12 protein-coding genes and 1 pseudogene are annotated in these 10,307 nt (G+C 44.5%); 3 read left to right on the top strand and 10 right to left on the bottom strand.

Features of this window, described 5'->3' with window-relative positions:
• Window positions 1-89: 89 nt before the first annotated feature.
• Window positions 90-1,055 (top strand): calcium/sodium antiporter, encoded by a 966-nt coding sequence (locus GC130_RS24425; RefSeq protein WP_152000995.1) that lies wholly within the window; start codon window positions 90-92, stop codon window positions 1,053-1,055.
• A 219-nt stretch (window positions 1,056-1,274) separates the two neighbouring features.
• Here the strand turns inward: GC130_RS24425 and GC130_RS24430 are convergent, their stop codons facing one another.
• The 5 genes from GC130_RS24430 to pyrE form a co-directional block, all read right to left on the bottom strand.
• The gene (locus GC130_RS24430; RefSeq protein WP_152000996.1) at window positions 1,275-2,252 is read right to left on the bottom strand and encodes a calcium/sodium antiporter; all 978 of its coding nucleotides are present in this window, start codon (window positions 2,250-2,252) and stop codon (window positions 1,275-1,277) included.
• Window positions 2,253-2,374: 122 nt separating this feature from the next.
• Window positions 2,375-2,776, bottom strand: a complete 402-nt coding sequence (locus GC130_RS24435) for a response regulator (protein ID WP_152000997.1) — start codon at window positions 2,774-2,776, stop codon at window positions 2,375-2,377.
• 231 nt (window positions 2,777-3,007) lie between these two features.
• The gene (locus GC130_RS24440) at window positions 3,008-3,472 is read right to left on the bottom strand and encodes a YHS domain-containing (seleno)protein (RefSeq protein ID WP_152000998.1); all 465 of its coding nucleotides are present in this window, start codon (window positions 3,470-3,472) and stop codon (window positions 3,008-3,010) included.
• 91 nt (window positions 3,473-3,563) lie between these two features.
• Complete coding sequence (locus GC130_RS24445; protein ID WP_193217988.1) at window positions 3,564-4,436, bottom strand: aldose 1-epimerase family protein; 873 nt, start codon at window positions 4,434-4,436, stop codon at window positions 3,564-3,566.
• 4 nt (window positions 4,437-4,440) lie between these two features.
• Complete coding sequence (gene pyrE / locus GC130_RS24450; protein WP_193217989.1) at window positions 4,441-5,091, bottom strand: orotate phosphoribosyltransferase; 651 nt, start codon at window positions 5,089-5,091, stop codon at window positions 4,441-4,443.
• A gap of 199 nt (window positions 5,092-5,290) precedes the next feature.
• Between pyrE and GC130_RS28990 the strand changes: the two genes are divergently transcribed.
• Complete coding sequence (locus GC130_RS28990) at window positions 5,291-5,977, top strand: NUDIX hydrolase (protein ID WP_152001000.1); 687 nt, start codon at window positions 5,291-5,293, stop codon at window positions 5,975-5,977.
• On the opposite strand, the gene coaD is transcribed toward GC130_RS28990, so the two are convergent.
• From coaD to GC130_RS24475, 4 genes are all read right to left on the bottom strand, one after another.
• Entirely contained in the window at window positions 5,965-6,420 is a 456-nt protein-coding gene (gene coaD, locus GC130_RS24460; RefSeq protein ID WP_152001001.1) for a pantetheine-phosphate adenylyltransferase, read from the bottom strand. The two genes, GC130_RS28990 and coaD, sit on opposite strands and share 13 nt — an antisense overlap.
• Before the next feature lie 31 nt (window positions 6,421-6,451).
• Window positions 6,452-7,339 carry a DUF3822 family protein gene (locus GC130_RS24465; protein WP_193217990.1) on the bottom strand — a complete coding sequence of 296 codons (888 nt, stop codon included), beginning with the start codon at window positions 7,337-7,339 and terminating at the stop codon, window positions 6,452-6,454.
• A gap of 6 nt (window positions 7,340-7,345) precedes the next feature.
• Window positions 7,346-7,936, bottom strand: a complete 591-nt coding sequence (locus GC130_RS24470; protein WP_152001003.1) for a hypothetical protein — start codon at window positions 7,934-7,936, stop codon at window positions 7,346-7,348.
• Window positions 7,937-8,007: 71 nt separating this feature from the next.
• Window positions 8,008-8,559, bottom strand: a complete 552-nt coding sequence (locus tag GC130_RS24475; protein ID WP_226940598.1) for an NUDIX domain-containing protein — start codon at window positions 8,557-8,559, stop codon at window positions 8,008-8,010.
• Window positions 8,560-8,624: 65 nt separating this feature from the next.
• On the opposite strand from GC130_RS24475, the gene GC130_RS24480 reads away from it, so the two are divergent.
• The gene (locus GC130_RS24480) at window positions 8,625-10,031 is read left to right on the top strand and encodes an ATP-dependent RecD-like DNA helicase (RefSeq protein WP_226940599.1); all 1,407 of its coding nucleotides are present in this window, start codon (window positions 8,625-8,627) and stop codon (window positions 10,029-10,031) included.
• A gap of 37 nt (window positions 10,032-10,068) precedes the next feature.
• Here the strand turns inward: GC130_RS24480 and GC130_RS28995 are convergent.
• A pseudogene (locus GC130_RS28995) lies at window positions 10,069-10,307 on the bottom strand (ISAs1 family transposase); the annotation flags it as partial.

The raw sequence follows: 10,307 nt of genomic DNA on the forward strand, positions 1-10,307 counted from the left end.
CAGTAGCCGGAGTTGCGTGCCCGCTACTCCAGTCCCCACCTTTCAGTTTTCTTACCTACGCTGCATTTGCAGTGCTAAACAATCATATCATGGTTTTAAATTTCACGTTGCTGATCATTGGCTTCGTTGTGCTGATCAAGGGTGCCGACTATCTTGTTAACGGCGCTTCGTCTCTTGCCAGGGGCTTTAAAATTTCAAATCTGGTCATCGGTCTTACGGTTGTAGCTTTTGGCACTTCGACTCCTGAGTTGACCGTCAATCTTTTCTCCTCTGTGAGGGGCATGAATGATGCCATTTACGGTAATATTATCGGGAGCAATTTGTTTAATTTGTTGTTCATTTTGGGGATAGCGGGACTCATTTACCCACTTTCTGTTCAACGGACAACGGTCAGATACGAAATCCCATTTTCGCTCTTCTGTGCACTCATCCTTTATTTTCTGGTAAATGACGTGATGTTTTTTGGCTCCCGGGAGAATGGGTTGAGTCGTGTGGAGGCGTTAGTTCTATTGTTTTTGTTCGGCCTTTTTATGTTTTACATCCTCAAAACAGCCAAACTTGAGCAAGATGTTGAAAGCGACAAAACGGACACAAAAACATTGCCGACATGGCGTTCAGTGGTTTTTGTGGCGTCAGGTATAGTGGCGCTTGTGCTAGGAGGGAAATTGGTGACAGACAGTGCCGTCTATATTGCCCGGGCATTTTCAATGAGCGAAAAGTTGATCGGCCTTACAGTGCTCGCAGCAGGTACCTCTTTGCCAGAATTGGCGACGTCAGCCATGGCCGCTTACCGCCGAAATACTGATATTGCTATTGGGAATGTGGTTGGCTCAAATATTTTTAACATCATTTTTATTTTGGGGATCAACGGAACTGTCAGGCAGGTACCTTACAATACCACAATGAATGCCGATATGTTTGTTTTGATGCTTGGAACGGTGGCTCTCCTTTTGGCGATGTTCACTTTCAAAAGGAACAAACTGGATAGGGTTGAAGCGGCGATCTTTCTGGCAGCCTACGTCCTTTACTCAGTTTATCTTTTCTGGAGAAACTAATTGGTTGTTAAGATTGGCAGATGCGGCCCTCCATTAGCGCTGGTGCAGGAATATTGGCCGGAAGGTCGCTCTGCTATCTTATTTTCGAACTGATTGATCCTCTTGTTTTGCCCTTGTAGGGAAATGTTATCCTGGTCTGATATTTATTTCGATGCGAGCCAGTTCCTTGGGCAGGATTACCAGGATTAAAAAATACTTGTGCAATCGGGCAAGTACCTCCTAAGCACCAATCAGGTGATCTCTGTACACCAGATACATGTTGTAAAAAACGAAAAACATCAGCAGTATAAGGGCTTCCCAGCGATCCAGGATTTTTTTCTCCCCTGTGAACATGGCAATAAAAAGAATGACGGTGCCAGCCATGAAAGTGATCATGTCCACATTGAAAATCGTCGGGTAAGGGATCGGATTGATCATAGCACTGATGGACAGCACAAAAAACATATTGAAGATGTTAGACCCAACAATGTTACCGACAGCCAGGTCACTTTTCTTTTGAGTAGCCGCCACCACTGAGGTGGCCAGCTCCGGCAGCGATGTTCCGGCAGCCATAATGGTGAGGCCAATAAGCTGCTCGCTCACCTGAAGATACCTTGCGATGTCGATCGCATTACTTACTACCAGCTTACCGCCAACGGTCAGACCGAAAAGCCCCAAAAGCATAAAAAGAATGGTTTTAGGCATAGCTATCACCTTTGTTTCTTCATCGCTTTGCGAGTCTTGACTTTTTTTCATCGAGAAAAAAACATAGACCAGAAACAGCAGGAAAAAGACAAACAAAATGGCTCCTTCCACTACAGTGATGATATTCTGATCTCCCATGTTCAAGAGCACATCATTGGCAAAAAACAAGATGAGCAAACCTCCAAACAGAGCGTAGGGTATTTCTTTGAAAACGGTACTCCTTTGCACCGAGAGAGGATAAACCACACCGGCTATACCCAGAATAAAAAAAGTGTTGAAGATGTTGCTGCCAACTACGTTACCCAACACCACATCTGTGTGGCCTTCATAGGAGGCGACTCCGTTGACCACCATTTCTGGCGCCGAGGTGCCGAAAGCGACTATAGTGAGTCCAATGGCCAATTCAGGAACATTGTATCTTTTGGCTAGTGATGAGGCACCGGTTACCAGTAAATCAGCTCCTTTTATTAAGACAAAAAATCCGACAATGAGAAGGAAAAAACTCAGTATCATAGTTAGGTTCGATCAGTAAGCTTAGGAACATCAATTTTTCAAAAGCAATGAAAAATAAACATTCTTTCTCTTTTCTCTCTTTATATAAGGAGAAAATCAGCGATACCCGAAAATATAATTTGCTAGACTGGAATCAAAATATCGTCCAGGCGTTCGTCGTCAATAGGTTTTACAATATAGTCCGTCACGCCATACATGCTTCTTGCCCGGTCAATGTCGGAGTCTTGTATTGAACTTGAAACGATGTAAAGTAGAATTTTCTTCTTTACAAGAGGTCTAAGTCGGGCATACTCGTTTAAAAAATCCCATCCATCCATAATGGGCATGTTCAGGTCAAGGAAGATGACGTCTGGCAGAGGGCCGCCGGTCTTCACTACCTCACCTAAATGCAGGATGGCGTCCTTCCCGTTCTTGAAAGTATTTACCTCAGCAGATAGTTTACGCTTCAGGATTTTCTTTTTGACGGCGTATTGATAAATATCGTCGTCGTCAACAACATAGATAATCTCTATTCTGCGGTTCATGATGTAAAGCTAGAGGCCATAGGACAACTTTTGGTAAGACATTCTCTATTCCCATCCATAGCTTTTTCGAAAATACGACCGGGATACTGGAGCCATCTCCATCGATCATGTACAATCTTAAGGAATTAGGGTTTTGTGTGCGGCTTATTTCGACGACCACTGCTATTTTGTAGAGGAAAAAGTGAGAGTCACGCCTTTACACCTTTTTTGCCTAAATAATATTCTAAAAAATCAATGATTAATGATAGTAGGCCAGTTTTTCTCTGCCGTTTTAAAAAATGTGTTTTCGTCTTTGTTCCAAAGTGTGAGTGTGTTGGTGAAAAGCCTGTTGTAGAAAAGTAACAGCTTACCCTGGTAGATTGTGTAGGTGAGTGGATCTACCTCTACCTTTTCGCCGGAAGTGCCCAGGGCATAGGCGCACCATCCACCATACGACGGCTCATAAGCCGCAGGTGAGTTAGCGAACTCGGTGCGGTTGCTGCCTGAGCTAAACCAATAAGTAATTCCTTTGTAGGTATACGACCATTTCGCTTCGCCTTTTTTTGGTTCTGGGCTTTTGAAGTAGCTCACCGGGTCATAGCCGGATAGGGCGACGCCATTTTTACTCAGGTTGAAGTTGTTTTTTCTTTGGGTAGCATCTTGAGCTACACCGATTTGAAAGACAAACAGAAGAAGAGTGAATATAAAGAGCTTCATGATTTTTTATATAAAAGCTCAAACGTGGCTGCTCTTCCCTGGTTTGTGTTTGGTTCGCTAATCTGATTGGTTGGTCATTCGGGAGACAGTTCTACCCGGCGATTTCGACAGTGAAGCCAAAAGTTTCTGTTGCACCAGGGGCCAGGCTGCGAATGCCCTCCTTTTTTTTCAAAGCCTGATTGTGATTGACACTGTCAGCAATGCCGTTCCATGGCTCAAGACAAACGAATTGAGATGTGGCTGACTTAGACCAGATGCCAAAGTAAGGGGCATCGAAATAGAAATTTAAGAACGGTGCTTCGCCGGTTTTTGCCAATGATAATTTTTTTGAGGCAAGCCCCTTAAATACAAGCGCATCTTTGTCGAAGAGAGAGTCACTTATGGCCAGGCTGTTTTGCTCAAGTGCAAGGGGTTCGGTTTTGCCAGAAAGCAGTCCGCCGTCGATTAGGTGCACAGCCACTGCCTCTTCTTTTTCAAAAAGGATTTCGTAGTCCGACCTTTTGGCTTTGGGATGAACAGGAATACGAAATGCAGGATGGGCACCAACGGAATAGAGGAGGGGATCAGTGCCTGGGTTTTTTACAGCGTAGGAAATTCGGAGTGAGTTTCCTGAGAGCTCATACGTTACTGACAATGAAAAATCGAAGGGATATACAAGCTTCAGCTTGTCATTTGACGTAAGTTCGAACACCAACTTTGACTTGGTCGATTCTATCAGACTAAACGGCTGGTCTCTTGCAAAGCCATGCTGTGGTAAATGGTATGTTTTCCCTTTGTACTCATAGCTGTCGCCTTTGAGCTTGCCCACTATGGGAAACAAAATAGGGGCGTGCCTGCCCCAGTCGGCTGGGTTAGCCTGCCAGACGTACTCAACACCATTGCTAACCCCTTTGATGCTACAGAGTTCTGCACCAAGTGTTTTAACACCAACAATGAGGTCGGAAGAGGTTAGGCTATAGTCCATTGGTTCAGACTTTCCAGTTGGCGGGGTCAGTTCTCCATGCTCCGAGCGACGCCACATGGGAGGCGTTGATATAGCCATTATCGCTGGCTACTTTAATCAGCGACTCATAGTCGCACAGGCAAGCCAGGTTTACCTCGGCCCTGACGAAGTTTTGTTCCGCCTGTGGGAATCCGTATGTAAATATAGCTGCCATCCCCAGCACTTGCGCTTTGGCTACTCTAAGGGCGTCTACGGCTTTCAGTGAGCTGCCGCCAGTCGACACTAAATCTTCTACAACAACTACCTTCTGGCCAGCCTCTATCCTTCCCTCAATGAGATTTTCCATGCCATGGTCTTTCGGCTTGGAGCGCACATAGCAAAAGGGCAAATCAAGGCTATCAGCCAAAAGTGCTCCTTGTGGAATACCTGCCGTGGCCACACCAGCAATGCCCCCAACGCCGGGAAATTCCTTCTTGATAAGATTGACTAGCTGTTCTTTCATGAAACTTCTTGTTTCAGGATAAGAGAGCGTCATTCTGTTGTCGCAGTAAATAGGCGACTTCCAACCTGAAGCCCAAGTGAAAGGTTTATCTGGGCTAAGCTTTACGGCCCCAATGCTGAGCAGGTGTTTGGCGGTTGCGGCGGCAACGGAAGGGTCTGCAATTTTAATGTTCATGCTTCAAAAGTAACTATACTCTATAAAATTGCCATTTCTGTTCTTAGTTAAATATTGACCCGAATAAGAAATATCCGAAAGGTGCCTTACGATGTTAATTCAATGTGTCCGGGCCAGTAGATTATTTTTGATGAATTCATGACAAAAACTTTTTCATATTGAGGAGAATTTACATTATTGAATTCCCTTAGATCGCAACATGAAAATTTTCATCAACGATATTCCTGTCTCTATAAAAAAGCTCGACGAAGTGCAAAACTTCGAGCAATACAACCATATCGTTGACGGAAAACGAGATGGCATAGATACTAAAAAGTTGCAGGACGATGTGCTTGTTATCAATGCTTCGAAAGAAGACATAGATAAGCTTCTTCAGTTGATGACAAAAAAGAAGTTGAAGGACCTTGACGCAGTCACATTTGCCGTGAGTAAGCGCAAGGCCACTATCAACCACTTGAAGGAAAAGTTCAATATTGTTGAGGCTGCAGGTGGCGTGGTGGAGAAGGGAGATCAGATATTGCTGATTCACCGACTTGGCAAATGGGACTTCCCAAAGGGAAAACTGGAGAAGAAGGAAACGCCGGAAATGGCAGCCGTGAGGGAGGTGGAGGAAGAGTGCCGGGTGAAGGTGCTTTTAGGCGAGAAGATTTGCGCTACCTACCATACCTATATCATGAACGAGAAGTACATCTTGAAAAAGACCCACTGGTACCGTATGGACCTCATAGATGATAGCCAAATGACTCCGCAAAAAGAGGAAAACATTGATGAGCTTAGGTGGATGGAAATAAGAGACGTAAGGGCGTCACTTTACAACTCCTACCGATCAATCAGGCACGTGGCCCGGGAATTTTATAAAGTAAAAAGAGAAGCTTATAACTCGTAGGGCAGAAAGGCCTTTACATCGCCGCCGTACTTATGCACCTCCCTGATAATGGTAGAACTAATGGGGGCATACTTGGGGGAAGTAATCAAAAACATGGTTTCTATTTCGTCGTTCAGGTACCTGTTTACCTGCGAAATACTATTCTCATATTCAAAGTCCGTCGTATTTCGGAGTCCTCTGAGTAGTACTTTAGCGCCCAGCCTTTTGGCAAGGTCTGCGGTCAGCTCGTCGTAGGTCACTATTTTTACCTGCGGATACTTCACAAAGGCGCTTTCTATTTTGCTCAGCATAGTCTCAAGCGGGAAATACCTTTTTTTCTGACTATTGTGGCCAATGGCGATGATTACTTCGTCAAATAGTTTTAGGCTCCTTACCACGATATCGAAATGCCCCAGGGTGAAGGGGTCGAATGAACCAGGAAAGACAGCGGTTTTATTTGGCATATGAAAGTCCCTGGCTAAAAGTTAGCCAAGATTAGTCGCAAAGAAAAATATTGAATACATCGAAGCCTTTGTGATCAGGAATCTCATCAAACACAAAGCTGAAAGAGAGATAGGAAGGACGGCTTCCAAACGAAATGTCACGGATATACTTTTTGAGCTCCTGAATATGTGGAGACTGTGGGGTTAACCCACCCCAGAATAACACTTTACTTTTCTTTTGCGACAGCTTCATTTCCTTAAACACAAGCATGATGTATTTAAGATAATCAGCACTTTTTCGTACAGCAAACTGGTTGTAATAGTGTAGCTTTTTGTCAGAAGTGATTACCACGTGAAGGATGCCTTTGTCGACCAAACAAAACATCGACTTTTCGCCTGAGTGGTCGTTGTATTTCAGGATACCCTCAATGAATGCGCTTCCCTGATGGACAACAATTACTTCTTTTTGATTGTACAACTCCCTGATCCAATCTATCAGCTTCTTGTCGGCAGAGAACACGTTAACGGCATCTGTGCCAATGTGCTTATAGAAGTATACTTCTTCGTATCTGGGATTAAAAGGAGTATTAAACGATAGATAGTCGACAAGCCCTTCCTTTGAGAATACCGGCTGAGGCACCAGCGCAAACTTGTGGCTTTTGATCGAAAGCTTGATGGTGCTCCAAAAGCCTGCCATGAGCAGGTGATGATTTTCAAAGAGATCTTGAACGACTTGAAGACGGGCATTGACCGTCTTCACGTTTTCAAAGGCAAAGTCTTCATAAAGAAGACATCGATTGTCTCTGTTGTCGATTACACAAAACTGGAAATCACGAATGCCAACCTGAAGACACAAGCCATAGTGATGAAGGTCATCGACATCAAACTTGGCGTCTTTGACCTTTTTCAGAAGTTTGTAGTTGGCTACGAGCGTCTCCAAAGGCAATTATTCCCAGTTACCCGATGTAGTGATATTTGTTCTGGAACCGAAACGTAACGGTTTACGGTTAGTAATTTCATTAGATTCTTTCCTGGCCGGGTCAACTGGAGCAATGTCTCTTACTTCAACCACATCAACCATCACACCTGCTTTGTCAATCTTATCAGCCCACATATCGAACCTTTTACCGTCTGTTCCGGGGATAAGAGGAAGCGTGGCAAGGTCGAAATTAGGAAACTTGCTTGGGCTAAAAATTGAGTCTTTCACCAAAACTGTTCCTATCGTGTCAATTTCAACATAAATACTGTCAGCACCATAGTCAAGTGGAATGATGATCTCCGTTTTGTTTGTGATGTAGAAGCTACCGGTATCCACAAATGCAAGTAATTCATCCCAGTTGCCAGAGTATTTTCCGTTTACTTTCTGAAAAGCTACCTGAGCCTCACGGATCATCTTAAGCTTGTTAATAACTCTCGCCTCAGTTTTGGCAATTCTTTCAGTGGTATCAATGTCAGTTTTGATGCTGCTGAAAAGATAATATCCTAAAGCTAGAGCAATAACTAGAATTACAATGGATAGAATTTTGGTGGTATTCATCTTTTGACTATTTGAGTGCTTAAGTTATTAGTTTACGAAACTATATGATTTTAATAGAAAACGCTATTTTATTAATTCTTTTCAAATTTAAAAAATCCTGTTTTACGAAGTAGGTCTTCCTTGCTGTGAACACCCTTTAACATGTGATGGAGACTTTCCGGCGCAAAATCGTTCAGCTCCTTCAAAGATACAAAACGAACCTCATCTATTATTTGCTGGGAATCAGACATTTCAGGATCAACGCCTCTGCACAGGTCTCCGCCTGTGGGCCGAACTTCGAAGAATAGTTCTATTGTTTGCAGCGGCGGGCCCACATATTCATAGACAAAAAGAAATCTAACCACTTCTATATAAAGGCCGGTTTCTTCTTTGAATTCCCGAATGAGATTGGTTTCCAGATTGGTGCCGTATTGCACGCCACCACCAGGCGGCGCCCACAGAAATCCGGCTGAAGTAAGGCCCAGGTGCTTGATCAACAGCAGCTTGTCTTCCCTGAAGCAAATGCCGCACACCCTCGTTCTTACTTCGTGCCCATACAGGCGCTCTACCTCCTGGCTAACATCCATCTTCAAATTTAGGGAAATTCCATCACCCACTTGCCGGATTTTGTATACGCAATTCATTTCAATGTTTGATTTGAGCAGGCTATTGAGGAAATTCGACGTTTACAGATAACCACCTTCTCATTTTGCCCTTACCCTCCGAAGTACTCGAACGCCGTTTTCCGTTTGCACCCACAAGCGGGCAGAGAGCCTTTATGGGCCTTCTGGATGAGCTGCTGAACGATGAAAAGCCGGGTCCGCAGATTCTGCTGCTGAGAGGCTATGCCGGAACAGGTAAGACGACCCTCGTTAGCCAGTTGGTAAATGTGCTACCGCTTTTCAATCGGAAATACTCTCTGCTTGCACCTACCGGCCGGGCCGCAAAAGTGATGAGCGGCTATGCTAAACGCTCAGCATTCACGATCCACAAAGTGATTTACAAACAAACCTCGGAGCCTGGCAGCCAAAACCTGAAGTTCAGCCGACAGAAAAACTATCAAAAAGATACCATCTTCATCGTGGATGAAGCGTCAATGCTCTCCAACGAAAGCGACTTTGGGCAAAATGGGCTGCTGGCGGATCTCATGGAGTATGTTTTTGAAAAGGAGACCAACAGGCTTATTTTGGTAGGGGACGTGGCACAGCTCCCGCCTGTTGGTCAAATTGAGTCGCCGGCCATGAGTAGCGCTTACCTGCGCAGTCAATTTCACGTGGATGTGAAGGAAGTGGAGCTCACCGAAGTGCTTCGGCAGGAAAAGGCGTCCGGTATTTTGGAAAACGCCACCGCTCTTCGGGAGCTGATAAAGGCTGAGAATTACGCTCCGAAGTTCATTACCAGGCCGTTCAAAGACATCTTCCGGATGACCTCCGAGAAACTGGAGGAGGGCTTGCGGTATGCGTATGACAAGTTTGGCCAGGAAAACACCATCATTATTTGTCGATCAAATAAGTCAGCAGTGATGTACAATCAATACATCAGGCGTCAAATCCACTTTATGGAAGACGAGATCAATGCCGGCGACATACTTTTGGCCACCAGAAACAATTATTTCTATTTCCCTGAGGATGCTCCAGGCGGATTTTTGGCCAATGGAGACTTCGTTGAAATCATGAAAATCATCAGTTTTCAGGAGGCGTATGGCTTTCGGTTTGCCGACCTGGAACTAAGGATGATCGACTATGATGCAGGCAAATTTGAAGCGAAGGTTTTGCTGGAGTCGTTGCATGCGCCAACGCCCTCTATTGGCCCGGAGGATCATAAGAAATTGTACGAGGAGGTATTGAAGGACTATGAGGACCTGGCCAACAAAAAAGAAAGGGCAGAGGCCTTAAAGAAGGATCCGTTCCTGAATGCGCTTCAGGTTAAGTTTGCCTACGCTCTTACTTGTCATAAGTCGCAGGGCGGCCAATGGCAAGCAGTGTTTGTTGATCAGGGATACGTAAAAGACGATATGATAAATCAGGATTTTGTCAGGTGGTTGTATACAGCTGTTACACGGGCCACCGATGAAGTTTTTCTTGTTAACTTTGACGCTAAATTTTTTGGTGGCTAAGAACCATAAGCCTTTTTGAGGTGCAGGGCAATCGCATTTAAACCTTGAGTAATTCTTCTCTGAAAGCAGGGTTGAATGCAGCTCTGTTTCTTTTCTGGGTTCTAGGTAATTTGATCTGACAATCTTCTAGTAAGGAGAGCGCTACTTTTGTGATGACATTGAAGTTTGCTGCTGAGTTTCCTTTCCTTTTTCTGGAAGCATCTTCATTAAAGACGACGTCTAGTACCCAATGAAGTTTATTTTCAATAGCCCAATGGTCTCTGATAGCTGTGTTAA

It is taken from the genome of Imperialibacter sp. EC-SDR9, from assembly GCF_902498805.1.
Classification (GTDB): Bacteria; Bacteroidota; Bacteroidia; order Cytophagales; family Cyclobacteriaceae; genus Imperialibacter.

What these genes read in the sequence shown, in the direction of transcription:
- GC130_RS24425 (WP_152000995.1), top strand. Translation starts at nt 90, where the DNA reads ATGGTTTTAAATTTCACGTTGCTGATCATTGGCTTCGTTGTGCTGATC.
- GC130_RS24430 (WP_152000996.1), bottom strand. Translation starts at nt 2,252, where the DNA reads ATGATACTGAGTTTTTTCCTTCTCATTGTCGGATTTTTTGTCTTAATA.
- GC130_RS24435 (WP_152000997.1), bottom strand. Translation starts at nt 2,776, where the DNA reads ATGAACCGCAGAATAGAGATTATCTATGTTGTTGACGACGACGATATT.
- GC130_RS24440 (WP_152000998.1), bottom strand. Translation starts at nt 3,472, where the DNA reads ATGAAGCTCTTTATATTCACTCTTCTTCTGTTTGTCTTTCAAATCGGT.
- GC130_RS24445 (WP_193217988.1), bottom strand. Translation starts at nt 4,436, where the DNA reads ATGGACTATAGCCTAACCTCTTCCGACCTCATTGTTGGTGTTAAAACA.
- pyrE (WP_193217989.1), bottom strand. Translation starts at nt 5,091, where the DNA reads ATGAACATTAAAATTGCAGACCCTTCCGTTGCCGCCGCAACCGCCAAA.
- GC130_RS28990 (WP_152001000.1), top strand. Translation starts at nt 5,291, where the DNA reads ATGAAAATTTTCATCAACGATATTCCTGTCTCTATAAAAAAGCTCGAC.
- coaD (WP_152001001.1), bottom strand. Translation starts at nt 6,420, where the DNA reads ATGCCAAATAAAACCGCTGTCTTTCCTGGTTCATTCGACCCCTTCACC.
- GC130_RS24470 (WP_152001003.1), bottom strand. Translation starts at nt 7,936, where the DNA reads ATGAATACCACCAAAATTCTATCCATTGTAATTCTAGTTATTGCTCTA.
- GC130_RS24475 (WP_226940598.1), bottom strand. Translation starts at nt 8,559, where the DNA reads ATGAATTGCGTATACAAAATCCGGCAAGTGGGTGATGGAATTTCCCTA.